Below are 22,669 nucleotides of genomic sequence, written 5' to 3' on the forward strand. Positions count from 1 at the left end.
TTTTAGAAGCTTTTTGAAAAATATCCCCACCCATGAAGTGACACAGGTGGGGATGTTTTCTTTTACACGCCGACCATAACGTCAGATGCCTTGATAATGGCGGTTGCGTGTTCACCCACCTTGAGCTTCATGTCCGCCACGGATTCATTGGTGATGGAAGCCGTGATGACCTTGCCGCCAATATCAATGCCGACATGAGATGTCGTCGCACCCTTGACGATTTCAACGATCTTGCCGGCGATCTGGTTACGTGCACTGATTTTCATTTTTAACCCTTTCTAAGTATTTATATAATATCCTGAAATTCTGAACGGATATTATGCATGCAGTTGTCAATTACGTGCAGGTTACATTCTATCAATACAAGTTTCACAAAACAATTCAGCTTCGATGAAATTTTGGATACTTGGTCCGGCCATGATGCATAGCCTATTGATAATAATAATTTATTCTGGAAATCACAATTGAATACAGGTTAATGAAATTTATCAACACGCAGCATTATGCCGGTCTGATTTCAACCTGCACATCACGTGGTTTCGCCGCATAGGGCGCGGAAGTCACGATAATATCGGCCCCAGCCTTTACATACTCGCCTACATTCCGGGCATTGATACCGCCTGCGGCCACAATGCGCGGGGACAGACCGGCGGTGGCCAGACTGGCGCGAAGCTGCGACAGTTCTTCCGGTGTGAATTTTTCCAGTTGCAGGGCCTCGGCCCCCGCACGGGCCGCCGCCATGGCGGTGTCCGGATTACAGACTTCAATCACGATCCGCCGTTCCGGCGCATTGGCCCGCAACCGGGAAATCGCCTGATCCAGCCCGCTACAGGGATCCATGAAGGCCAGATGTTCCGCGAAGACAAGAATGGTGTCGGACAGCCCGGTCCGGTGCATGATCCCGCCACCGGCCTGAACCGCACGTACCGCTACGGCCCGTGTCAGCGGCGGCGCCTTGCGCGAACAGGCAATGGCCACACCGGGTGCGGGCGCATTGCCCGCCGCCCGCGCGGCCAGGACGATGTCATTCGTTTCCGTCGCGATGCCCGCCGCCCATTCCAGCAGTGTCTGGGTAACTTTCCACCCAAGATGCAGCGCGCCAGCGGGGCCGGACGCCCGGAGCAGAAGCTGCCCGGGCGCCACACGCGTACCGCTTCTTGTCACAATTTCGGCATCCGCCCCCAGGCGCGTCAGGAGTGCGGCCACATCTTCCGTGCAGCACACAACCTGCTCATGCCTGGCGGCAAATGTCATGACCCCGGGATTCTTTCCAATACCCAGCGCCCGCGTTGTCAGATCACCAAAAGGCACATCTTCCGCAAGCAGCGTATCAAGCAGGGTATTGGTCAGCGGGGCCAGACACTCATCCGAACTTGAACAGGACGCCATAACCGCCTCGCGGATAGTTCCATTCAATGTCGCCCGACTTGGAGCAGACGACACGGCAGGTTCCGCATTCCATGCAGCCATCCGCCGTGATCTCGACCTGACCCTGTTCGTTCTGGCTGTAGCAGCCCGCCGGACAGACCCGCGTCATGGCCACCAGCTCGCGCGAAGGAACCTCGTGCGGGCGCACCTCGATATGCGGACGCCCCACATCCACGACATATCTGTTCTGGAACAGACGGTTTTCTACCCGATCGTCGCTCATCGCCATGCCCTCGCCAGTTTGAATGCATCACCCAGCAGCCCGGTCACCCCGCGGGCCTGCCGCGCACTACGCAGAATATCGGATTCCTTGGACTTCTTGTCCTTCCCGTCGACACGGAACCATGTCTGTGCCGAGCGGTTCAGCAACCGCGGATACAGGTCCATGATATGGCGGCCACCCTGTTCCAGCATCCGTGGCACGTTCTTGTATTTCTTCATATCCTTCATCACGAAGGAGTCTTCAAGCAGCTTGACGTAAGTCTGCAGGTTTTCACGCGTGCAGGTCATGCACGAGCCAAGAATGTTCGCCACGACTTCCCCGGCCAGGCGGCCAGTGGTCATCGCCAGGTTGGAGCCTTCACGATGCACCGCATTGACGAAATGCCCCGCGTCACCCACCACGATCCAGCCATCCCCGACCAGTTCGGGTACGGCGCGGAAGCCGCCTTCGGGGATCAGATGCGCGGCATATTCCTTGATCTCGGAGCCTTCCAGCAGGGCCTTGATGCTGGGGTGGCTCTTGAAACGGTCAAGAATGCCGTGGGGTGTCGCCTCGCCACTTTTCGCGAACTCGCTGACCAGACAGCCCACACCCACCGAAATCGATTCCCGGTTGGTGTAAAGGAAGGCCGTGCCGACCATGCCATCCGTGATCGTGCCCATGGCCTCGATCACCACGCCTTCCTCGCCCTTGAGGTTGAAGCGCGCGTCGATCACATCCTGCGGAAGGAAGTGCATTTCCTTGACCGCCAGCGCCACATCCTCGGGGCGCAGTTCCTTGCGCAATCCCGAACGCTGGCCGACAAGCCCGTTCACGCCTTCGGCAAGGACCACCACATCGGCAAAGATACCGTTGCCGTCGCGATCCGTCTGCACGCCGATGACCCGCTTGTTCTCATCGGTGATCAGGCTGGTGACCGTTGTCTCGAACAGGACGGTCACGCCCATCTCACGCACGCACCGATTGAACCATTTATCAAACTGCGCGCGGATGATCGTGTAGCGGTTGGGCTTGTCCTCGTTATAGTCGTCACTGCGATGGTGCATGCCGGTATGCCCGGTGTCGTCCATCATCCAGATCCGCTGTTCGATCACGTGCCGCTCCAGCGGCGCTTCCTCGCGGAAGTCGGGGATGATCTTTTCCAGCGCATCGGAATACAGGATCGCGCCCTGCACGTTCTTGGAGCCGGAATACTCCCCGCGCTCGATCTGCAGGACCTTCAGGCCCCGCTGCGCCATGGTATAGGCCGCAGCATTACCTGACGGGCCCGCACCGACGACGATGGCGTCAAAATGCTCGTGAGTCATCGCTCTCTCCTCAACCCGCCATCCGGTTTACGCTCAGGCGCTGCCTGAATGCACGGGTCAGTGCCGGCAGCAGCGTAATTGCATCGGCCGTAATTCCCACATGCGCGAAATCAAAAATCGGCGCGCGCGGGTCGGTATTGATTGCAACAATAAGATCCGCCCCTTCCACGCCAACACGGTGCTGGATCGCACCCGAAATCCCGGCCGCGATATACAGCCGTGGCCGAATGGTCTTTCCGGTCTGGCCGATCTGCCGTTCCGCGGGGATCCAGCCCTTCTGCACCAGCGGGCGCGAACCGCCCCAGTCCCCGCCCAGCGCATCGGCCAGATCACGCACGAGCTGCACGTTCTCGCTTGTGCGCAGCCCGATCCCGCCGGCCACCACGATGTCGGCAAAGGCAAGCTGGGCGGCTTCATTCGCGGTGTCGGGCAGGAAGTCGAGCACCTTGGTGATGATGTCTTCTTCCTTCAGGTCGACCTTGAAATCGACGATACGCCCGGTGCGCCCTTCCTGCGCGACCGGCATCGCCATGACGCGGGGCCGGACGGTCGCCATCTGCGGGCGGTAGTTCAGCGTATGGATCGTGCACAGGAGCGACCCGCCAAATGTCGGCCGAGTGGCCGCAAGCGAACGCTCGCCATCAATTGCAAGCTCGGTGCAATCCGCTGTCAGGCCGGTCTTGAGGGTTGTCGCCACCGCGCCCGCCAGATCGCGCCCCAGGACCGTCGCGCCCAGAAGCATGATTTCAGGCTGGTACTTTTCCACCAGCGCCGTCATGACCCGCGTGTAGGGTTCGTTACGGTAATCCGCCAGGACGGGATCATCGATGATATAGGCCAGGTCGGCACCGTAGGAAAAAGAGGTCTTGGCCACTTCTTCCAGCGCATCGTGCCCGCTTCCCGCGATTACGGCCGCCAGTTCGACTTCCAGCTTGTCAGCGAGCTTGCGCCCTTCCCCAAGCAGTTCCAGCGAGACGGGATGAATCCGGCCGTGTTCGAATTCGATAAAAACCCATACATGCTTGTAGGAGCGGAAATGTTCCGGCAGCTCCCGCTTCATGTTGGCGCGGCCGCTTCCTGCTGGCCGTGAAGTTTGATTACTCATGCCAGTCTTTCCTTCAGTGTCCGGCCGCCTGCCGGAGCAGATCGTCCTGCAGTGCGGGTTGGCGGGTAAAGATCTGATCGATCAGCGCGTCCGCCATTGCGGCCGGGGACGAGTCCGTCGTGGGGACCATCTCGGCCGTTTCCTCGCGGGCGGTCGGGGCGAAGACCTTCTTTACGACCGTGGGCGAGCCACGCAGGCCGCACAGACCGATATCGGGTATGCCGACCGTGGCGGCGTTCCACTGCACCACTTCGGCACGGGCCGCGCGCAATGCGTCCGCCTGCGTTCCGCGACGGATTTCGTTCGAGCCTTCCATCATCGTAACCATGACGGGCAACTGTGACCGCAGGACCTGCACCCCATGGTCGCCACGGCGGCGCACCAGTATCTGCCGGTCCGTCAGGTCCATGTCGTCAATACCCGACACGTAGGTCAGCTGCGACAGGCCCAGACGGCGGGCGATGCCGGGACCAACCTGCGCGGTATCGCCATCGATGGTCTGCTTGCCGCAGAACACGATGTCAGGCGCGCCCCAGGTCTCGCCCGCCTTCAGGATCAGGTTGGACAGCGCATAACTGGTCGCCAGGGTATCGGACCCGGCGAAAACGCGGTCCGTCAGCAGGACAGCGCGATCCGCCCCATAGGTCAGGGCCTTGCGCAGGCTGTCCACGGCCATCGGCGGACCCATTGTCATCACCGTGACCTCACCGCCGAACCTGTCACGCAGGCGCAGCGCCTGCTCCAGCCCGAACAGATCGTAGGGGTTGATGATTGTCGGCACACCTTGCCGCATGATCGTATTGGTCACAGGGTGAACGCGGATCTGCCCGCTGTCCGGAACCTGTTTGATACAGACAAATATTTGCATTTCCACGAGCTCCCTCGGCGTGCCATGCACGTCCTGTCCCCCAAGCCGCAAAATACGTGCCAACTGCCGGACCTGCTGCGAACTACGGGCAATCGCATCAAGATGCCGGCCCACCGGACAGGGACGACACGATTACGTCGGGTTTTAGTCCTCGCTTTGTGTCAACTCCGACAGGCTGACAAAACCGCCTGATGGCCGGATGGCGTCACGATGCACCTTGAACACCCGTTCCGTAATGGGTGTCGAGCGGGTGAAATCGTCATAGGCGCGCTCAAGCTGGGCGCGGCACAGCGCACGGCGGGCCTCATCGTCCTCACCCTGCTCGAGGTCATTGGCATTCAGGTAGGTGCCCATGCGGCGCAGAATATGCAGCCGCGCGACATTGAGCACCTGCGGGTCGTACGGCACGTCCAGTACGCGAAAAAAATCTTCAGCCGCTGAAAGCTGGCGCAGTTCGTCCAGTATTCCCATCGTCTTGTTCCCCTGTGGGTCCTGCCCCGTATAGGTTCATCTCACCGTGTCCGGGCACAGCCCGACATGGCGGCATATAGTTCCGCGACTTCGTTCAGCGCGACGTTGCGCTTGGCGACCGAGGCCCGTTCCCGCACCGACGCCAGCATACCGACAACAAGCGCGTCATCCGCCTCAAGCCCCAGCGTTTCCAGCGCATGGCGCATGGCGGCCCGGCCGGAATGCTTCCCCAGCACGATTTCCCGCCGCCGCCCGAACTGCATGGGATCCAGCGCTTCATAGGTTCCCGCATCGCGCAGCAGGCCCGAGACATGAATGCCGGATTCATGACGGAACACACTGTCGCCCACAATTGCCTTGTCCACCGGAATTGCACGACCCGAAGCCTGGGCGACCAGTGACGCAAGCTCAGGCAACTGCGCGGGATTGACACTGCTCTGGCACCCGACCAGACGCGGCGCCCCGACCACGACTTCCTCCAGCGCGGCGTTTCCCGCCCGCTCCCCCAGCCCCAGCACGGTTACGCTGGCGCTATGGGCGCCACCGCGGATGGCGGCCAGTGTATTGGCGGTCGCCAGACCCAGATCATCATGACCATGGAATTCGATCTGGAGCCTGCAACTCTCGCGCAGCCGGGTCATGATTTCATAGACCCCAAACGGCTCCATGATCCCCAGCGTATCGGCATAGCGGAACCGGAAAGCCCCGGCCTGCTGCGCGACACCGATCAGATCCAGCAAAAAGGGTATATCCGCGCGGCTGGCATCCTCCCCCCCGACCGACACGGCAAGACCGCAATCGCTGGCATGCGACACCACATCATGGACCATATCCAGTACGCGACGTGGAGAGGTGCGGTACTTGGCCATGATCTGGCGCATGGAGGTTGAAACCGACAGATGGATGCTGTCCAGCCCGGTACGTCGGACGGCCAGGATGTCTTCATGGCGCATCCGGCACCATGGGATGACACGCGCGCGCTGCACCGTGTCACCAATGGCGGCGATGACGGCTATCTCGTCATCGCCCATTGCGGGCACGCCCGCCTCGATATCGTCCACGCCCGCCTGATCCAGGGCACGGGCGATTTCGAGCTTTTCCGCAGCGGTGAACGCAACACCGGGTGCCTGTTCACCGTCCCTGAGGGTGGTGTCATTTATGATCAGGCGTGTGCAGTCTGACATATGGCGTCCCCTCTCTTGCCCTGCAAAATGCAGGATCAGGCATAGGTCGGCGCAAAACCGGACTGGCCGGCGTTCTTGCCGTCCCAGAATGGGGACATTTCCCGCAACTTGGCAATAATGGATGGCATGACTTCCAGCACATGATCCACGTCCTCATCCGTGTTCTCACGCGAGAACGAGAAGCGGATGGCACCATGCGCCGCGGTGTACGGCACTTTCATCGCACGCAGGACATGCGACGGCTCAAGCGAGCCGGACGTGCAGGCCGACCCGGACGACGCCGCGATGCCCGCCTTGTTCATGAGCAGCAGGATGGCTTCACCCTCGATATACTCGAACGCGACATTGGCCGTGTTGGGCAGGCGGTTGTCCACATCCCCCGCCACGAACGAATTGCCGATCCGCTGCAGCAGTCCCTGCTCCAGCCGGTCGCGCATGGCCCGCACGCGGGTGTTTTCATCCTCGATATGCTGCTGCGCCAGTTCCGCCGCGACACCAAGGGCGACAATGCCGGGCGCGTTCTCCGTGCCCGCGCGCCGCCCACGTTCCTGATGTCCGCCACGGATCAGTGGCCGCAGCCGCACGCCGCGCCTTACATACAGCGCCCCGATACCCTTGGGCGCGTGCAGCTTGTGCCCGGACAGGGACAGCATGTCGATCGCCGTCTCCTTCAGGTTCATCGGGATCTTGCCTACGGCCTGTACCGCGTCGGTATGGAACAGGGCCCCGGCTTCATGGGCGAGTTCGGCCAGCATTTCCACGGGGAAAATCGTGCCGGTTTCGTTATTCGCCCACATGATGGAGGCTATGGCGGTGCGCGGTGACAGCGCCTTGCGATACGCCTCGACATCCAGCCGGCCGCGCGCGTCCACGCCGATATAATGCACCTTGATGCCACGGGATTTTTCCAGCCACGCGCACAGGGCCAGCACGGCGGGATGTTCCACGGCGCTTGTCACAATCTCGTTACGCGCGCCCTGCGTTTCCAGCGCGGAAAGGATCGCCGTATTGTCGGATTCGGTACCGCCGCCGGTAAAGACGATTTCATGGTCGAACTGCGCGCCCAGCAGCGCCTGAAGCTGCCGCCGCCCCTTCAGCACCGCGCCGCCCACTTCCGAACCGAAGGCATGCATGGATGATGCATTACCGAACTGTTCGGTGAAGAAGGGCAGCATTGCGGCAACCGCAGCCGGATCGACACGGGTGGTTGCATTATTGTCGAGATAAACCGCCTTCATCTTGCCCACTCCCTTATTTTCCAGCCGGAACCGGAATAACGCGTACCGGCATGCCCAGCCGTTCGGCCAGACGCGCCTGAATGCCCTGCACCGTCACCGCCGCAAGCTGGCAGTTGACGCACGCGCCGGTCATGCGGACCATCACGCGGTTGTCTTCCACATCCACCAGTTCGCAATCGCCGCCATCGTTGCGCAACGCGGGGCGCAGTTCCTCCAGAACTTCCTCGATCACGCGGATCTTCTGCACGGTCGTCATCTTGGAGCTGGCGGGCGCGGGCGGCGCGACCGGGGATTTGCGCTGCTGGCGCCCCGGAACAACCGGAACCGCGCCCATGACAAAGGCCTGGGCCGGGTCGAGCAGACCTTCGGCCACCATCTCGGCATTGGTCTTTTCCAGAACGGCTTCCACCCCTTCGACACAGGTGCCGCAGCTTCCCGTCGCCTTGGTGAAATGAGCCACCTGCTCCATGCTCGTCAGGCCGTTGTTACGGACCGCGCGCTCGATCATGCCTTCGTCAATGCCGAAGCACTTGCACAGCAGCGCGCCTTCCTCGTGGTCATCTTCCCAGACCTCGCCACGGTAGTTGGCCACCGCCGCGCGCAACGCCTCATACCCCATGACCGAGCAGTGCATCTTTTCAGGGGGAAGGCCGCCGAGGAAATCGGCAATGTCCTGATTGGTGATCTTCAGCGCCTCATCGAGCGTCTTGCCGATAATGATCTCCGTCAGGGCGGAGGAGGACGCAATCGCCGAACCGCATCCAAACGTCTGGAAGCGTGCATCGGTAATCCGTTCCGATTCCGGATCAACCTTGATCATGAGCTTCAGCGCGTCGCCACAGGCAATGGCGCCCACTTCCCCAACGCCGCTGGCGTCGTCCAGCGTTCCCGCGTTTTTCGGGTTGAAGAAGTATTCCTGTACTTTATCAGAGTATTCCCACATGGGGCACGCCTCCCGTTACCTGGTGAAATCGCCTGGTACGCGTATTAACTGAAGGATTTTCCGCAAGAGCATTTGGATGCCGCGTTCGGATTGTCGAACGAGAAACCGGACTGTTCCAGCGTCACGACAAAATCGACAGTCGTGCCGTCCAGATGCGGCATGCTTTCCGCATCGACAAAAACCTTCACGCCATCCATTTCCATGATCACGTCGGACGGTTCGGGCGCCGAGACCAGTCCCATCATGTATTTGAAGCCGGAACAGCCACCGGATTCGACCATGATGCGGATGCCATCGACCGGGCCGGCTGCCCCTGCGATTGCCGAGCGAACGGCGTCACAGGCACTTGGCGTCAGCTGGATCATCGCGAACTCCTCTTTCCAAGAAAGGTTTGTTAGGGAGGACGCAAACACCGTGCCAAGAACGGACAGGAGGTATCGACCACTTCTCCGTACGGAATCTGTCCGGTTTACAACTTTGTCGGCTTCCTGACGTGTCCGGACGCGACAAATAAAAAAATCCCGGCTCAGGGCCGGGACCGGAATTTCCGTTGCGTTAAACGCGCGGTTCCTTATGCAACCTTGCCCGCCGCTATGCGCGCGAGCAGGCTTTCGCCGTCTTCCTCACCAAAGCACTGGTCGAAGTCGTCACATTCGTCACAGACGGGAGTGGAACAAATGCTGTAGCCCTCATCACGGCAGATGAGGCGGAAGAAGAATTTTTTCCATTTCATGTCCGCATCGTTCCGCCGCGCCAGCGGTTCGAAATGACGTTCAAGCAGCCAGGAGAGTTCTCGCCTGTGGCGCAACCCCAGATCCTGCCACAAATGATTGGGCTCCATCGCGCGGCGGGCGATCAGGGCGGAAACCAACTGCCCCCAGGCCGTATCCTCGCTGCTGTTGCCCCGGCGCAGCAGGTCGCGCAACGCGGCTTCGGTCTCATCCACCTCCGGCGCGGGCATTTCCATCAGGCGTTCGAAACGTTCCCTGGCGCCGGGCAGTGTCTTGCCGACCAGTTCGACCATGTCCTGTCCGCCCAGCCCGGTCAGTTGCGCAAGCGGGACCGACCGCTCACGCGCCTGAACCAGGGACAGCGCCAGAATGGATGCGACCACATGGGCATCGAACTGGTCGCATTCGCCCCCCGCGCTGCCGGCCATGAGCCAGCCGTAGATATCTGTGGCCTGCATTGCTTTTCTTCCGTCTTTTCGGGTTTCAGGCGGCTCCGTGCGCCTGGCAGTCGGTCGGGCATACCCGGGCGCATGCGCCGCAGCCTATGCAGGCACCGGCATCCGCCATCACCATCACGCGGCGTTCGACGTCTCCGTCATCCTCATCTTCATCATCGACGACATTCCCTTCATCATCAATTCCGCGCAGGGTCATGACACCACGGCCACAGACCTTGAAGCAGCGCCCGCAGCCGATACAGACCGCCGGGTTGATCGAGAGAAGATAATCCGGCTGCCAGGGCCGGCCGTCACGGGTTACGCAATCCATAATTATTCCCCTGCCTTTTCTTCAGCGGCTTTGAGCGCCTCGCGCTTGGCGGTCAGATCCGCATAGGCCTGATGGGCCCGTGCGGCGACCGCCGTGATTGTCTGCCAGTTGATGGGCAGATCCTCGGCCAGATCATGCAGATCCATCTTGGCCTGCGTTGCCCGCGCGGACAGCTTTTTCAGTTCCGCCTTCATGTCCGCAATCTGCACCATTATCTTCCTCCGTTATGCCCGAGCGACTTCGGGAAACTCTTCAATCTGCGCGATCGCCTGACGGACCGCCTTTTCGCCCTCACGCGCCAGCGCCGCCAGACTGTCAAATCCGAAACGATGCACATCGCGCAGTGACCTGGCCAGGACAACCAGCCGGCCGGTTGTCAGGATCACGCGACCGAAACCCTCATGGCTCATCTTCATCATCGGAGAGGCCATGAGCCCCGTCTCCTGCTCGATGGCCAGACCAACCGCCTGATAGAAGGTCTCGACCCGCGCCAGCGTGTCGGGATCCGGATCACTGATCATCGGCATGGCGCGGCGCTCTTCCTTGGTGACGATGTAATCGTCCAGCAGCGCCGTATCCTTCTTGCGCTCCCACGCACCGTACATGTCTTCCGCCCGGATACGCCCGATCAGCGCCTTCATGAACGGTGTCGCCATGGGATCATCAATGACTTCATTACCTGCCTGCGACATCGTCAGTCCTCCTCATCCAGAAAATCCATGGAACGTGGCGTCGCCGCGCCCATCGCCTTGCGCAGCCATGGCGGCGGGTTGCCGGTCATCATGGTCTGTACCCGTTCGATAACGGACGGGATGCTCTGTGCGGTGGGCAGCTTGACGGGATGAATGCGCGCACCGACAACCTTGGCCGCGGCCGGTCCGCCAATAGCCAGTACGAAAAGAAGGTTACAGCCGGTCAGGGCATCGACCTTGGGGCCGATCTTGTCGTCTCCCTCAACCTTGTGCGCGCCAGATTCGTCCGACACCTCATCAAAGCCCACGGCCTCGACAAAATGCGCCTCGTCCGGTGTGACGTCCCATACGGCAAACCGGCGCGCCGAGCCGAAATGCGCGTTCAGGGACTTCATATCCTGCGTCGCGATCGCGATACGCAGCCGGGGCACGGGTGCAGCCACAGCATCACCCGCACCGGCATCGGCTGGCGCGGGATCAATGAGCTGCAAGTGACGCGCTGTCATGCACAATCTCCTCGTTAAAAGGGGCAGTCCGCGCGGGCGCGAAATCGTCCGGCTTATGTTCATGCATCTGCCCCATGAACAGGTTGGCGACACGGAAAATCAGATCCCGCGTGCCACAATACCCGACCGTCTGCATATGAGCCGTGCCAAGGCGATCGAAAATGGGAAAGCCCACCCGCATCAGGGGGATACCCAGACGTTCGGCGGACTGCCGGCCATGGCTGTGGGTGACCAGCAGATCCGCCCCGCCCGCAGCGCGCACGGCGTCTTCCATATCCGTCAGGTCACCGATAATGACACTCTCGGTCGGAATCTGCGCCAGATTGGGGGAATTGGCGGTCGAGGACACGGCCGCCACGATTTTGGCGCCCATGCCGGTGAAGAACTGCGACAGGCTGAACAGCAGATCCGGGTCACTGGCAATGGCGATCCGCTTGCCACCGAAATAGAAGTGCCCGTCCAGCATCGCATCCAGAAGCTGGCTCCGCTGGCGCCGGTACCGCCCCGGCACCGCCTTGCCCGAAATATGCGAGAGCAGGGACAGCAGGCGGTCATTGGGCGCCAGCCCCGTCAGGGTGGGAAACACCGTGACCGGCACGCCCGTCAGGCTCCCGAGCAGATCGGCAGGCTGGCGCATGTGTTCGCCAATGGCGATGGTGTGGACGGCGCGCGCCATCTGCGCCACTTCTTCCAGCCGTGCGCCCCCCTGGGTTGTGGGGCACCAGTCCTCGGCTATGTGACCATCCAGCGAACCGGACAGATCGGGCAGGATGACCGGATACAGCCCGAAACTTTCGATCAGGTCACGCAGGTATTCAATATCGGCGGGTGTCTGGTTGACACCGGGCAGGACATTGACCTGCTGGAATGATGTGACGGCCGGGGACCATGGCGCCACGATGCCCTCGATCACGGCGCTGACGGCGGCGGCCCATCCGTCTTCCAGCGCCCCGATGTAATCGGGGGTCGATGCGAACACGACAGACGTGTCGGCCAGTTCGGGCTGCCGCGCCAGGATCAGCTTCAGATCCCCGACATAATCCTCACCGCGTGTTTCCACCAGGGCGGTGGAGGCGATCCCGATAAAGCGTGGCTTCATCCGGCGTTGCAGGTTCAGCAACGCTTCTTCCATGTTGCCCGCCGCGCCCAGGATGGTGGCGACCTCATCCATCGCGGTGGTCTGGAGGGGAATGGCCTCCTTGTAATGCCGGACGAGAAGGACAAGCGCAAAGGAAGTACAGCCCTGCGAACCATGAAGCAGGGGAACCGCCCCCTCCATGCCCAGATAGGCCAGGGCCGCGCCCAGCGGCGTGGAAGACTTGAGCGGATTGATCGAGACGGGTTTACGTGACTTGATGATTTCAGCCATTTATCCCTCCCTTGCCAAAGGTGTCAGGCGGGGCACGTTATCGTCCAGCCAGTCTTCCGTATCGCCCTCCTCCCATGGCGCCAGCCGCCGCACATCCGCCCAGACCGGATTGGACAGGGAACGATCGAGTTCCTGCACCAGCGTGACCATTCCGTCATATCCGGCATAGGCTTCGTGCCGTTCCTGATTGATGTCGAGCCATGGCACGCGCGCCTTCAGCGCGACAAACTGCGTGCGACCGCCCGACAGCAGGATATCGGCATCACCACGGCGGAGCTGGGCGTACATCTCACGCGGGGGGATGCTGTCGACCATGTGCGCGTCACCGCCCATGATGTCCTTGATCTTCTGCTTGTCGTTATCGGTGGATTTGCGGACCGAGGTGCCGACCACCACCATCCCCATTTCCTGCAGGGCCGAAACGATCGACCATGATTTGACGCCGCCGGTATAAAGCAGCACCCGCTTGCCCGCCAGACGCTGGCGGTACGGCTCGATACGTGCCCAGGCCCGGGCCTCCTCGGTGGCGACCAGTGCCTCGGTCCGCTCGATCAAGTCTTCCGGCGCGCCACGGGACACCAGCAGTTTCGCCACCGCACGCAGGGCCGTCGACGTATCGCTTATGCCGTAAAATGAACCTTCGAAATAGGGAATGCCCCAGCGTTCTTCCATCTTGCGCGCGACATTGATGAGTGCGGTCGAACACACCATCATATTCACTTTCGCGCGGTGCGCGGACGCGACTTCGCGATACCGGGCATCGCCGGTCACGCAGGCATGAACACGGATTCCCAGGGCCTCAAATAGCGGACGGACCTGCCACAGTTCACCGGACAGGTTATATTCACCCAGGATATTGATGTCGTAAGGGGTGCTGACTTCGGGCTCCATCGTGCCGATCACATGATCGAGCAGCGCCTCACCCGCCAGCTTGTTCCCCAGATTCTTGGACCCGACAAATCCCGGCGCGTCGACGGGTATGCACGGCGTGCCAAGTTTGTCGGATGCGTAGGCGCAGACCGCGCCGATATCATCACCGATCAATGCGGGAACACAGGTTGAATAAACGAAGACGGCAGGTGGCGCGTAACGTGCGATCACCTCCTTGATGGCTTTGTACAGCCGTTTTTCACCCGTCCCCATGACAATATCCATCTGGGACAGATCCGTCGTCGCACCCAGCCGGTACAGTTTGGGGCCGGAACTTGCCGCATGCCGGTTATCCCAGCCATTGCCCTCACAGGCCAGGGGCCCGTGAACAAGATGCACCACATCCGTAATCGGCTGGAGCGCGATCTTGGCCCCGTCAAACGCACAGCCGCCCGCAGCGGCGCCAGGCGTCAACGGCTTGGAGCAACCTTTTTTGCGTTCCTTCTCGCCTTTTGCCGCGTTTTTATCGCAGCCCGGCTCGTTGAACAGTTCGGCAACCTTCGCCTTCAAAGCGTCGCTCATCGTCCTCTCCAACCTATCTTCCCGCGCATCCGGGCGGCACGGGGCCGCCCGGCGCGAACATTAGCGTGTCAGATCAAAGGAATAATCCGTCACACCGGGGTCCATCGTATCGTCGTCCAGCTTGTCGAAGATCTTGTCCAGCAGCGTCACCAGAACACGCAGCGCGCCCTGATAACCCCACACCGGGAAGCGGTGATGGTGATGCCGGTCAAAGATCGGGAACATGAGACGGATCAGCGGGGTATCGGTGTCACGCTCCAGATACTTGCCATAGGAGTTGCCGATCAGCAGATCGACCTTTTCCGTCGCAAGCAGCGAACGCATGTGCCACAGATCCTTGCCGCCCCAGGCCTTGCAGCCGACGCCGAAGGGTGAGCTGTCAAACAGCTCCTGCATCTTGGCTTCCCATGCCTTGGTGCCATTGGTCGCCAGGCAGTGCTTGGGCTCGCCACCCGTTTCCATGATGAAACGCGCCATGCCGTAAACGAAATCGGGGTCACCGTAGATCGCGTAGGTCTTGCCATGCAGCCAGGACTGGCTGTCGGCCATCGCGTCGATCAGGCGGCCACGCTCCATTTCCAGCTCTTGCGGGATGGGCTTGCCGGACAGTTCGGAAATCGTCTGCAGCAGCTGGTCCGTACCCGCGACACCCAGCGGGTAGTTCAGCGCGGCTGTCTTCTGGCCAAAGCCATTGCAATATTCCAGCGTCTTGGGCGTGCAGTATTCCTGCAGCGAGATCGTGGCCGCCGCGTTGACCGCGTCACGCGCCGCTTCGATCTTGGTGCCGCCGTCATACATGCGGAACTCACCGTCCGACGGGGTATCGAACTGGTCCGACACATCCGACAGGATCGTGTATTCCACACCCATCAGGCCGAGAATACGCTTCAGTTCACGGTTGTTACCCACCGCGAAGCCGTCAAAGCCCGGAATGATGTTGATGGACGTGTTGGGAACGGCGGTCTTGCCCTTCCAGAAATGCTCCAGGATGCCCTTGAGCATGTTGTCGTAGCCGGTGACATGGCTACCGACGAACGCCGGCGTGTGCGCGAAAGGAACGTCATATTCCTTGGGCACCGAACCCTTTTCTTTTGCCGTCTCGATGAAGGCATGCAGGTCATCACCGATAACTTCCGCCATGCAGGTGGTCGATACGGCGATCATCTTGGGGTCGTACAGCTTGTAGGTGTTGGCCAGGCCATCCACCATGTTGTTCAGGCCACCGAACACCGCCGCGTCTTCCGTCATGGACGAGGAAACCGCGGAAGACGGCTCCTTGAAATGCCGTGACAGGTGCGAACGGTAATAGGCGACGCAGCCCTGTGAGCCATGCACGAAGCTCATGGTCCGTTCAAAGCCGGACGCCACGAAAACCGCGCCCAGCGGCTGGCAGGCCTTGGCCGGATTGACCGACAGCGACGTACGGGCAAAGTTCTTTTCACGGTAGTCCCAGCTTTTGGTCCAGTCCGCGATTTCGGTTACTTTCTCAGCCGGAGGCATGTTCTCCAGCTTCGCCTTTTCGGCCAGCATCTGCTTGTATTCCGGTTCACGGAATAGCGGCGCATGGTCGAGGATCTTATCAACATTTTGAGGCATGGTAATGGGAATCCTTTCACATACCCGCGTGCGCCATACGGCACGCGGGCCGCTTTATGGCCTCAGGCAGCTTTTTTCCAGGGAGCCTTGAACATGCTCCAGACCGGATTGTTGATGGCGAGATCCATGTCGCGCGCAAAGATGGCGAAACCATCATAGCCGTGATACGGACCCGAATAGTCCCAGGAATGCATCTGGCGGAAGGGGATACCCATCTTCTGGACGGGATATTTTTCCTTGATGCCGGAACCGACCAGATCGGGACGCATGCCTTCAATGAACTTTTCCAGTTCATAGCCGGTCACGTCGTCATAGATCAGCGTGCCTTCCTTAACGTAGTGGCCGGTGCGCTGGTAATCATCGTTATGAGCGAACTCATAACCCGTTCCGGTGATTTCCATGCCCAGGTCGTTATAGGCATTGACCACGTGACGCGGGCGCAGACCGCCGACATACAGCATGACCTTCTTGCCCTCGAGACGGGGACGGAACTTTTCCAGGACGGCATCGACCAGGGGCTGGTACTTCGCGATGACCCGCTCCGCACCTTCCATGATCTTGTCATCGAACAGCGCGGCGATCTTGCGCAGGGAAGCGGCAATCTGCGACGGACCGAAGAAGTTGTATTCCACCCAGGGGATACCGTACTTCTCTTCCATGTGGCGGCAGATGTAGTTCATGGAGCGATAGCAGTGGATCAGGTTCAGCTTCGCCTTGGGCGCGCGTTCCATTTCCGCCAGTGTCGCATCACCTGACCAGTTGCCAACCACGCGCAGGCCCATTTCCTCAAGCAGGATACGCGAGGACCAGGCATCGCCACCGATGTTGTAGTCACCGATCACGTTGACGTCGTAAGGCGTCGTCTCAAATTCTGGGGGGTTGTCGTTCTTGTCGAACACCCAGTCCCGGATCGCGTCGTTGGCGATGTGATGGCCGAGCGACTGGGAGACGCCGCGGAAACCTTCGCAGCGAACCGGCACGATGGTCTTGCCAGTCTCTTTCTTCTTCTTGCGCGACACGGCTTCGATATCGTCACCGATCAGGCCGATCGGGCATTCGGACTGCACCGAAATACCTTTGGCCAGCGGGAACAGCGTATCGATTTCGTCGATAATCGTTTCCAGCTTCTTGTCACCGCCGAACACGATGTCCTTTTCCTGGAAATCGGACGTGAACTGCATGGTGACGAACGTATCGACGCCGGTGTTGCCGATATAGTAGTTGCGGCGCTGCGACCAGGAATACTGACCACATCCGACCGGGCCATGGCTGATATGCACCATGTCCTTGATCGGGCCCCAGACCACGCCCTTCGAACCGGCATAGGCACATCCGCGGATGGTCATGACGCCGGGAATGGATTTCACATTCGACTTGACCGCGCAATCGCTGAGGAATTCACCCTCGGCGGTCTCTTCCTCGGTCGGGGCCTTCGCGACATTGAGATGCTTCTGCCGCCGCTTTTTGGCCTTGTCCGGGTACGCTTCCAGCACTTCCGCGATCAGGCGGGCGTGGAACTCGCTTTCGTTAACGTCTTTGTCCAAACTCATTTTCTTGGTCCCCTTCGTGGAAGCGGGAAACGATGTCCGGCGGTCTCCCGCCAGACATCCTGACAATCAGAGCGAAGCGGCGGCGGAGGCCTTGGCCTCTTTGGCTGCCAGTTCGGCAAGCGCCTGCTCGTCGGTTTTCATGATGCCGAATTCCAGCAGCATGTCTTCCAGCTCTTCCATGGTGATCGGGGTCGGGACCGTGCCCTGGCCCGAGTTCGCATGCACCTTCTCGGCCAGCGTGCGGTATTCGGCCGCCTGCTTGGAGTCCGGCGCGTACTGGATCACGGTCTGGCGGCGCAGTTCCGCATGCTGCACGATATTGTCGCGCGGCACGAAGTGAACCAGCTTGGAGTTCAGGCGCTTGGCCAGCGCGTCGGCCAGGTCGTATTCACGGTCGGTCTGACGCTCGTTGCAGATCAGTCCGCCCAGACGCACGCCGCCGGAATGGGCATACTTCAGAATACCCTTGGCGATGTTGTTGGCGGCATACAGGGCCATCATCTCGCCGGACATGACGATGTAGATTTCCTGGGCCTTGTTTTCACGGATCGGCATGGCGAACCCGCCGCAGACCACGTCGCCCAGCACGTCGTAGGAAACGTAATCGACGTCGTCATACGCGCCGTTTTCTTCCAGGAAGTTGATCGAGGTGATCACACCACGACCCGCGCAGCCAACGCCGGGCTCCGGACCACCGGACTCAACGCACTTGATGCCCTTGTAGCCGAGCTTCAGAACGTCTTCGAGTTCGAGGTCCTCGACCGAACCGGCCTCGGCCGCGAGGCTCAGAACCGTGTCCTGCGCCTTGGCATTCAGGATCAGACGGGTGGAGTCCGCCTTGGGATCGCAGCCGACGATCAGGATTTTCTGGCCCATTTCGACCAGCGCCGCGAGGGTATTCTGAGAGGTCGTCGACTTACCGATGCCTCCCTTTCCATAAAAGGCGATTTGGCGAAGCTTGCTCATGATATCGTCCTGTTTTCCGATAAATCGCATGACTGCGGACTCTTAGGCCCGCCAATAAGGACATCCGCAAACAGCGTGCCATCGTGGAAATATGAAAAAGAAAGGCTGTTTTACCTGCCAGCCGACAGTTTTTTGATTGTTTTGTCGTGCTTCATACAAAGGCGACAAAACAGGCGATCCCGTCACCCGCCCCCGTGTACCCATAAAAAAACCGCTGCGCAGGTAATATGCGCAGCGGCCTTAACAAAGCGAAAAAACCCCTCCCACCCGTCTGTTCAGGCGGCGAGCAGCTCCGTTATCGAGTCCAGGGAGATACAGACGGGGCGGATGCCGTTGATCTCCAGAAAACGTAATTCATTACGCGACATCACTTCGGGTTCCACCACGGCGTAGTACGGTCCGGCGGAGCGCTTCATGATCTGCCGCGCGTAGATGCGCAGCATCTGGTCATCAAAGCGACAACCCAGGAATACAAAGCCACATTCGGTACGCCGGAACCTGACAATGTCCGGAATCGGCGTCTGGATGTCGATTTCTGTCAGGACCTCAACATAATCGGAATCGGCAATCAGGTAATTATGGGCGGGCGTAACCGAGCCGTGCGGCTTGTACAGAATGGTCTTCCAGTTCTGCGCCTCTTCCACCGGCACTTCCTGCCCGGCCGCGTTATAGGCGCGGAACCACTGGAATTCACCGATACCCGCGCGGGTGATACCCTGGATCTCGCCCCATGCATCCGCCGGGCAACCCGTTTCCAGCGCCGTGCGCATGGCGCCGTCGTACCAGGTGTCGACAATCAGGGGCGGGGCGTAGGCGGCCAGCATTTCATGCAGGTCCACGGGCTTCACCGGCTCGGCATAGGCCTTGTCCATAAGCGCCGTAAGGGTGGAGCGATGGCGACGGCTTTCGATATACTGCGCCGCCGCCCACGGATTGCCCCGCGCCCGCTTGGGCAGGGCAACCTGGCTTCCCAGAAACGCGGCAAGATCGGCGGGGCTGGCGGGCACGTTGCTGGGTGGGCGCAATTCGCTCACGCCCGTGCCCAGGTACGGGATCAGGCGCCCGGCACGCAGGCCCGCGCTGATTTCGTGGGTGACGTCACTCATGTACCCTCCCCTTCCTCGCTCAGCTTACGGGCGTTGACCGTAATCGGCAGCCGGGGTTCCGCTTCCATTTCCGGCAGTTCAAGCACCCAGCCATTCTTGAGTTTGATCCATCCCCCCCACAGCGCATCATGCTGCTGGGCGACGACAGGCTCTTCCAGATCCTTTTTCGGTACATAAATCGACAATCCACGCGTATCCCGCCGCACCATGACCTTCATTTTACTGCCTCTGCCTCCAGGTTAAGTTCGCGCGCGCGCATGCCGACCACCGTCCCACGCTCGATAAATTCGACGGCGTAAATATAATAGCGTTGCAAAAAGACGCCGATGTCGCGCACGTAGCCGACATCGCCCTTGTGAACCAGCATTTCACCGATTTCCCGGCCCGCGAACGTCCCGTCGTTCTTCACGTAACGGGTCGCGCGCACTTTCGTGCCGGGCATGAAAACGGGCTGCTTCCTGATCTCGATTTCTTCTTCACGTCCCAGTCCCATCGGGGTGTTCCTTCCTGATATCTTCAGACAGACGACACTTGATCAGATCCTGAATGAGCGGTTCATCGTCATCGGCAAGTTCATGCAGCATGTCGGATGGCAAGCGCTCAATCGCGGTGTAACGGACGCGCAGGTCTTCATCGGTCGCCAGGATCGCCAGCAACGACGTCGGGACGCGCGTTGCCAGAATCTGGCGCACCGTAGGCTCGGGATCAGCCAGCATGGACGAAAGATAGGCCGGTGCGATACGGCGGGCGACCCACCGACGGACATCCGGGTCCACGTCCCGAACGGCTGTCAGCAGCATTTCCGGCGCAAGGCGACGCACCACCATGAGACGGACGCCCGCATCCGCATCCGCCAGCAGTTCGAGCAGTTCCTTGCCCTCCAGCCTGCTGGCCAGGGCAATCCTTACCCGACGGTCCGGGTCGGTGGACATGGGCAGAATACGTGCCACCGGCAACCGCAGGACCGCCCCCACCCTTACCTCCCCTTCCGGGTCGGCCAGCATGGGAGGCAGCCGGAATATGGTGCAGTACCTGACCGCAATGGCCCGGACTTCATCATAGGGATGATCGAGGTATTCATCCGCTACCGATGGATTATGGCGGAAGAACCTGTCCACACGCCGGGCCCGGCGGTCACGCACACAGCTACGTCCCCGCTGGCACCGGCCATCACGATGCATGGGTTCATGCCGGCAGTCGCGACAGCGTACCTGCTGCCCCTGCCAGTCCACGATTTCATTCGTAAAATCGGCAGGGGCGTCGGCTGCGTCGTGTTCCGGCGTGTCCTCATTCATGAGACAGCCCCCGGAACGGGTCAGGCCGGAATGCAGGTATTCGGGACGGGGCAGACTTCGGCGCACTGCGCCACGTCAAAATGCCCTTCGCATTCCGTGCACTTCTTGGGGTTGATCACATACAGGTCGTTCTTGAGGGTGATCGCGCCGTTCGGGCACTCAAATTCACAGGCGCCGCAAACCGTGCACTGGGACGTAACAATTTTGTAAGCCATGATTTTCTCTCCTGGGTTATGTTCAAAAGTTCCGGATTCAGGCTGTCTGCCGGATTTCCGTGCCGAAAGCGTTGGAATACCAGCCGGTGATTCCGGCCTCGATCCAGTCATGGGCATAGTCATGACTGACCTCGATCCCGGCCTCCTTCAGGCTGTCGCGCGGACAGTCGCCAACCTTGGCGCACAGCACGACGCGAACGCCCTCCAGGGCCTCGATCGTGCTGTCGAGCGTCGCGTCCTCACCCCACCCGCCTTCGCAATAGTTGTCTACCTTGCGATGGCCGGTGAATGTGATTCCGGATGCCGAGACTTCGTAGATCTGGAATTCGCGGGCATGACCGAAATGCTGGTTGATCCGTCCGCCCCCCTTGGTCGCGACCGCGACAAGGACCGGCGTTTCCGCATCAATCCCGGCCAGCATCGCCCCGGCCGCCTCGCGCTGCTTCATGTGCTCGCCGCGCTCCTGCGCCACGACCTCACGATAGGTTTCCCGGCGCGACGGATCGTAGGAGACCTCATCCGCCAACTGGTCCATCGTGAATTCCTGGCCACGATCCTCACCTAGCAGGCCGACCGCATCCGCCCGGCACTGGCGGCAGTGGCGCATGAGCTTGGTCCCGTCGGACAGGCGATCCTGCAACGCCTTGAGTTCCTGCGCCTTGGGTCCACGCTGCCCGGTCAGGCCATAATGCGTGCCATGCGCGGGGTCGGAAATGAGCGGCATGATGTTGTGCAGGAAAGCGCCCTTGGCCTTGACGACCCTGTTCACTTCAATCAGGTGCTCATCATTGACACCGGGGATCATGACGGAATTGATCTTGGTCAGGATCCCGCGCGCGGTCAGCATCTCCAGCCCGAGCATCTGGCGCTCGTGCAGGATCCTGGAGGCGTCCAGCCCCGTCCAGCGCTTGTTTTTGTAGAAAATCCACGGATAGATCTTCGTGCCGATTTCCGGATCAACCATGTTGATCGTGATCGTTACGTGATCGATGTTCATTTCCGCGATTTCATCGACATGCTCGGGCAGGGCCAGACCATTTGTCGACAGGCACAGTTTGATGTCCGGAATATCCTGCGACACCTGTGCGAAGGTTTCCTGCGTTTTTTTCCAGTCGTAACAGGCATCGCCTGGGCCGGCGATACCCAGGACGGAAAGCTGCGGCACCTCGTTGGCGACCGTAATGACCTTGCGCCGCGCCTGCGTGGGCGTCAGCTTTTCCGAGACGACGCCGGGGCGGCTTTCATTCGCGCAGTCATATTTGCGATTACAATAATTGCACTGGATGTTACACGCGGGCGCCACGGCCACGTGCATCCGGGCAAAATAATGATGCGCCTCTTCCGAATAGCAGGGATGATCCTTGACCTTTTCCCATATTTCCGGGGGAAGGTCGGACGGACCATCGGAACTTCCGCAACTGGATGAGGAACACCCGCTCTCACCGCTCAGGGCCGAACGCATATCCTGCGCATCCTGCGGTGCAAGCATATCCAGACTGATGAGCTGTGCCATTGCCATTCTCCGGACTGACTTTCGCTAATCAGGTCCGGCGCAAGAAACATGCCATGTCGGAAGGGCGGTGTTATCGGGGCCCTTCCGCCCCCCGCGTCAGGAGAGCGACAGGAATGTGCCAACCACGACAATTCCGACACTGG

General features: G+C 60.4%; 27 protein-coding genes. All 27 read right to left on the reverse strand.

Going from position 1 to position 22,669, the window contains the following annotated elements; all coding sequences use genetic code 11:
• Window positions 1-62 precede the first annotated feature (62 nt).
• Complete coding sequence (locus LDL28_RS06470) at window positions 63-266, reverse strand: molybdopterin-binding protein (protein WP_233057813.1); 204 nt, start codon at window positions 264-266, stop codon at window positions 63-65.
• Window positions 267-501: 235 nt separating this feature from the next.
• Complete coding sequence (modD, locus tag LDL28_RS06475) at window positions 502-1,389, reverse strand: ModD protein (protein WP_233057814.1); 888 nt, start codon at window positions 1,387-1,389, stop codon at window positions 502-504.
• Entirely contained in the window at window positions 1,364-1,657 is a 294-nt protein-coding gene (locus LDL28_RS06480; RefSeq protein ID WP_233057815.1) for a ferredoxin family protein, read from the reverse strand. The genes modD and LDL28_RS06480 overlap by 26 nt, the downstream gene beginning before the upstream one ends.
• Complete coding sequence (locus LDL28_RS06485) at window positions 1,648-2,958, reverse strand: FAD-dependent oxidoreductase (protein ID WP_233057816.1); 1,311 nt, start codon at window positions 2,956-2,958, stop codon at window positions 1,648-1,650. The genes LDL28_RS06480 and LDL28_RS06485 overlap by 10 nt, the downstream gene beginning before the upstream one ends.
• Before the next feature lie 10 nt (window positions 2,959-2,968).
• Window positions 2,969-4,063, reverse strand: coding sequence for an electron transfer flavoprotein subunit alpha/FixB family protein (locus LDL28_RS06490; RefSeq protein ID WP_233057817.1), 1,095 nt, complete (start codon window positions 4,061-4,063; stop codon window positions 2,969-2,971).
• 13 nt (window positions 4,064-4,076) lie between these two features.
• Window positions 4,077-4,931 (reverse strand): electron transfer flavoprotein subunit beta/FixA family protein, encoded by an 855-nt coding sequence (locus LDL28_RS06495; RefSeq protein WP_255663103.1) that lies wholly within the window; start codon window positions 4,929-4,931, stop codon window positions 4,077-4,079.
• Between the two features lie 144 nt (window positions 4,932-5,075).
• On the reverse strand, window positions 5,076-5,402 hold the full coding sequence (gene nifW / locus LDL28_RS06500; protein ID WP_233057819.1) for a nitrogenase stabilizing/protective protein NifW: 327 nt from the start codon (window positions 5,400-5,402) through the stop codon (window positions 5,076-5,078).
• 41 nt (window positions 5,403-5,443) lie between these two features.
• Window positions 5,444-6,586, reverse strand: coding sequence for a homocitrate synthase (gene nifV / locus LDL28_RS06505; RefSeq protein WP_233057820.1), 1,143 nt, complete (start codon window positions 6,584-6,586; stop codon window positions 5,444-5,446).
• 35 nt (window positions 6,587-6,621) lie between these two features.
• The gene (nifS, locus tag LDL28_RS06510) at window positions 6,622-7,824 is read right to left on the reverse strand and encodes a cysteine desulfurase NifS (protein WP_233057821.1); all 1,203 of its coding nucleotides are present in this window, start codon (window positions 7,822-7,824) and stop codon (window positions 6,622-6,624) included.
• A 13-nt stretch (window positions 7,825-7,837) separates the two neighbouring features.
• Window positions 7,838-8,767 carry a Fe-S cluster assembly protein NifU gene (gene nifU, locus LDL28_RS06515; protein WP_233057822.1) on the reverse strand — a complete coding sequence of 310 codons (930 nt, stop codon included), beginning with the start codon at window positions 8,765-8,767 and terminating at the stop codon, window positions 7,838-7,840.
• 44 nt (window positions 8,768-8,811) lie between these two features.
• Window positions 8,812-9,132: an iron-sulfur cluster assembly accessory protein gene (locus tag LDL28_RS06520; protein ID WP_025812239.1), complete on the reverse strand. Its 321-nt coding sequence runs from the start codon at window positions 9,130-9,132 to the stop codon at window positions 8,812-8,814.
• Window positions 9,133-9,338: 206 nt separating this feature from the next.
• Window positions 9,339-9,956: a nitrogen fixation protein NifQ gene (locus LDL28_RS06525; RefSeq protein WP_233057823.1), complete on the reverse strand. Its 618-nt coding sequence runs from the start codon at window positions 9,954-9,956 to the stop codon at window positions 9,339-9,341.
• A 25-nt stretch (window positions 9,957-9,981) separates the two neighbouring features.
• Window positions 9,982-10,266 carry a ferredoxin III, nif-specific gene (fdxB, locus tag LDL28_RS06530; protein WP_233057824.1) on the reverse strand — a complete coding sequence of 95 codons (285 nt, stop codon included), beginning with the start codon at window positions 10,264-10,266 and terminating at the stop codon, window positions 9,982-9,984.
• A 2-nt stretch (window positions 10,267-10,268) separates the two neighbouring features.
• On the reverse strand, window positions 10,269-10,478 hold the full coding sequence (locus LDL28_RS06535) for a CCE_0567 family metalloprotein (RefSeq protein ID WP_233057825.1): 210 nt from the start codon (window positions 10,476-10,478) through the stop codon (window positions 10,269-10,271).
• 12 nt (window positions 10,479-10,490) lie between these two features.
• Entirely contained in the window at window positions 10,491-10,958 is a 468-nt protein-coding gene (locus LDL28_RS06540) for a NifX-associated nitrogen fixation protein (protein WP_233057826.1), read from the reverse strand.
• A 2-nt stretch (window positions 10,959-10,960) separates the two neighbouring features.
• Window positions 10,961-11,464, reverse strand: coding sequence for a nitrogen fixation protein NifX (nifX, locus tag LDL28_RS06545; protein WP_233057827.1), 504 nt, complete (start codon window positions 11,462-11,464; stop codon window positions 10,961-10,963).
• Complete coding sequence (nifN, locus tag LDL28_RS06550) at window positions 11,436-12,833, reverse strand: nitrogenase iron-molybdenum cofactor biosynthesis protein NifN (RefSeq protein WP_233057828.1); 1,398 nt, start codon at window positions 12,831-12,833, stop codon at window positions 11,436-11,438. The genes nifX and nifN overlap by 29 nt, the downstream gene beginning before the upstream one ends.
• Complete coding sequence (gene nifE, locus LDL28_RS06555; protein ID WP_233057829.1) at window positions 12,834-14,285, reverse strand: nitrogenase iron-molybdenum cofactor biosynthesis protein NifE; 1,452 nt, start codon at window positions 14,283-14,285, stop codon at window positions 12,834-12,836. It abuts the gene before it with no gap.
• Window positions 14,286-14,345: 60 nt separating this feature from the next.
• Entirely contained in the window at window positions 14,346-15,881 is a 1,536-nt protein-coding gene (nifK, locus tag LDL28_RS06560) for a nitrogenase molybdenum-iron protein subunit beta (protein ID WP_233057830.1), read from the reverse strand.
• Window positions 15,882-15,943: 62 nt separating this feature from the next.
• Window positions 15,944-17,431 carry a nitrogenase molybdenum-iron protein alpha chain gene (gene nifD / locus LDL28_RS06565; RefSeq protein ID WP_233057831.1) on the reverse strand — a complete coding sequence of 496 codons (1,488 nt, stop codon included), beginning with the start codon at window positions 17,429-17,431 and terminating at the stop codon, window positions 15,944-15,946.
• Window positions 17,432-17,497: 66 nt separating this feature from the next.
• On the reverse strand, window positions 17,498-18,397 hold the full coding sequence (nifH, locus tag LDL28_RS06570) for a nitrogenase iron protein (protein ID WP_233057832.1): 900 nt from the start codon (window positions 18,395-18,397) through the stop codon (window positions 17,498-17,500).
• A gap of 275 nt (window positions 18,398-18,672) precedes the next feature.
• The gene (locus LDL28_RS06575; protein ID WP_233057833.1) at window positions 18,673-19,503 is read right to left on the reverse strand and encodes an SIR2 family protein; all 831 of its coding nucleotides are present in this window, start codon (window positions 19,501-19,503) and stop codon (window positions 18,673-18,675) included.
• On the reverse strand, window positions 19,500-19,721 hold the full coding sequence (gene nifT, locus LDL28_RS06580) for a putative nitrogen fixation protein NifT (protein WP_233057834.1): 222 nt from the start codon (window positions 19,719-19,721) through the stop codon (window positions 19,500-19,502). The genes LDL28_RS06575 and nifT overlap by 4 nt, the downstream gene beginning before the upstream one ends.
• On the reverse strand, window positions 19,718-19,996 hold the full coding sequence (locus LDL28_RS06585; RefSeq protein WP_233057835.1) for a nitrogen fixation protein NifZ: 279 nt from the start codon (window positions 19,994-19,996) through the stop codon (window positions 19,718-19,720). Before LDL28_RS06585 ends, nifT begins: the two co-directional genes overlap by 4 nt.
• Window positions 19,980-20,798, reverse strand: coding sequence for a 4Fe4S-binding leucine-rich repeat protein (locus LDL28_RS06590; protein ID WP_233057836.1), 819 nt, complete (start codon window positions 20,796-20,798; stop codon window positions 19,980-19,982). The genes LDL28_RS06585 and LDL28_RS06590 overlap by 17 nt, the downstream gene beginning before the upstream one ends.
• Window positions 20,799-20,818: 20 nt before the next feature.
• Window positions 20,819-21,013: a 4Fe-4S binding protein gene (locus LDL28_RS06595; protein WP_025812209.1), complete on the reverse strand. Its 195-nt coding sequence runs from the start codon at window positions 21,011-21,013 to the stop codon at window positions 20,819-20,821.
• Between the two features lie 37 nt (window positions 21,014-21,050).
• The gene (nifB, locus tag LDL28_RS06600; protein ID WP_233057837.1) at window positions 21,051-22,526 is read right to left on the reverse strand and encodes a nitrogenase cofactor biosynthesis protein NifB; all 1,476 of its coding nucleotides are present in this window, start codon (window positions 22,524-22,526) and stop codon (window positions 21,051-21,053) included.
• Between the last annotated feature and the right edge of the window lie 143 nt (window positions 22,527-22,669).

The sequence above is a fragment of the Komagataeibacter sp. FNDCR2 genome (assembly GCF_021295395.1).
Lineage (GTDB): Bacteria > Pseudomonadota > Alphaproteobacteria > Acetobacterales > Acetobacteraceae > Komagataeibacter.

Coding starts and splice junctions, on each gene's coding strand:
- LDL28_RS06590 (WP_233057836.1), bottom strand. CDS start 20,798: ATGAATGAGGACACGCCGGAACACGACGCAGCCGACGCCCCTGCCGAT.
- LDL28_RS06490 (WP_233057817.1), bottom strand. CDS start 4,063: ATGAGTAATCAAACTTCACGGCCAGCAGGAAGCGGCCGCGCCAACATG.
- nifT (WP_233057834.1), bottom strand. CDS start 19,721: ATGAAGGTCATGGTGCGGCGGGATACGCGTGGATTGTCGATTTATGTA.
- LDL28_RS06595 (WP_025812209.1), bottom strand. CDS start 21,013: ATGGCTTACAAAATTGTTACGTCCCAGTGCACGGTTTGCGGCGCCTGT.
- nifV (WP_233057820.1), bottom strand. CDS start 6,586: ATGTCAGACTGCACACGCCTGATCATAAATGACACCACCCTCAGGGAC.
- nifS (WP_233057821.1), bottom strand. CDS start 7,824: ATGAAGGCGGTTTATCTCGACAATAATGCAACCACCCGTGTCGATCCG.
- nifB (WP_233057837.1), bottom strand. CDS start 22,526: ATGGCACAGCTCATCAGTCTGGATATGCTTGCACCGCAGGATGCGCAG.
- LDL28_RS06480 (WP_233057815.1), bottom strand. CDS start 1,657: ATGGCGATGAGCGACGATCGGGTAGAAAACCGTCTGTTCCAGAACAGA.
- nifN (WP_233057828.1), bottom strand. CDS start 12,833: ATGGCTGAAATCATCAAGTCACGTAAACCCGTCTCGATCAATCCGCTC.
- LDL28_RS06525 (WP_233057823.1), bottom strand. CDS start 9,956: ATGCAGGCCACAGATATCTACGGCTGGCTCATGGCCGGCAGCGCGGGG.
- LDL28_RS06585 (WP_233057835.1), bottom strand. CDS start 19,996: ATGGGACTGGGACGTGAAGAAGAAATCGAGATCAGGAAGCAGCCCGTT.
- LDL28_RS06575 (WP_233057833.1), bottom strand. CDS start 19,503: ATGAGTGACGTCACCCACGAAATCAGCGCGGGCCTGCGTGCCGGGCGC.
- fdxB (WP_233057824.1), bottom strand. CDS start 10,266: ATGGATTGCGTAACCCGTGACGGCCGGCCCTGGCAGCCGGATTATCTT.
- LDL28_RS06535 (WP_233057825.1), bottom strand. CDS start 10,478: ATGGTGCAGATTGCGGACATGAAGGCGGAACTGAAAAAGCTGTCCGCG.
- LDL28_RS06540 (WP_233057826.1), bottom strand. CDS start 10,958: ATGTCGCAGGCAGGTAATGAAGTCATTGATGATCCCATGGCGACACCG.
- nifD (WP_233057831.1), bottom strand. CDS start 17,431: ATGAGTTTGGACAAAGACGTTAACGAAAGCGAGTTCCACGCCCGCCTG.
- nifE (WP_233057829.1), bottom strand. CDS start 14,285: ATGAGCGACGCTTTGAAGGCGAAGGTTGCCGAACTGTTCAACGAGCCG.
- nifK (WP_233057830.1), bottom strand. CDS start 15,881: ATGCCTCAAAATGTTGATAAGATCCTCGACCATGCGCCGCTATTCCGT.
- LDL28_RS06495 (WP_255663103.1), bottom strand. CDS start 4,931: ATGCAAATATTTGTCTGTATCAAACAGGTTCCGGACAGCGGGCAGATC.
- nifX (WP_233057827.1), bottom strand. CDS start 11,464: ATGACAGCGCGTCACTTGCAGCTCATTGATCCCGCGCCAGCCGATGCC.
- modD (WP_233057814.1), bottom strand. CDS start 1,389: ATGGCGTCCTGTTCAAGTTCGGATGAGTGTCTGGCCCCGCTGACCAAT.
- nifH (WP_233057832.1), bottom strand. CDS start 18,397: ATGAGCAAGCTTCGCCAAATCGCCTTTTATGGAAAGGGAGGCATCGGT.
- LDL28_RS06520 (WP_025812239.1), bottom strand. CDS start 9,132: ATGATCCAGCTGACGCCAAGTGCCTGTGACGCCGTTCGCTCGGCAATC.
- nifU (WP_233057822.1), bottom strand. CDS start 8,767: ATGTGGGAATACTCTGATAAAGTACAGGAATACTTCTTCAACCCGAAA.
- nifW (WP_233057819.1), bottom strand. CDS start 5,402: ATGGGAATACTGGACGAACTGCGCCAGCTTTCAGCGGCTGAAGATTTT.
- LDL28_RS06470 (WP_233057813.1), bottom strand. CDS start 266: ATGAAAATCAGTGCACGTAACCAGATCGCCGGCAAGATCGTTGAAATC.
- LDL28_RS06485 (WP_233057816.1), bottom strand. CDS start 2,958: ATGACTCACGAGCATTTTGACGCCATCGTCGTCGGTGCGGGCCCGTCA.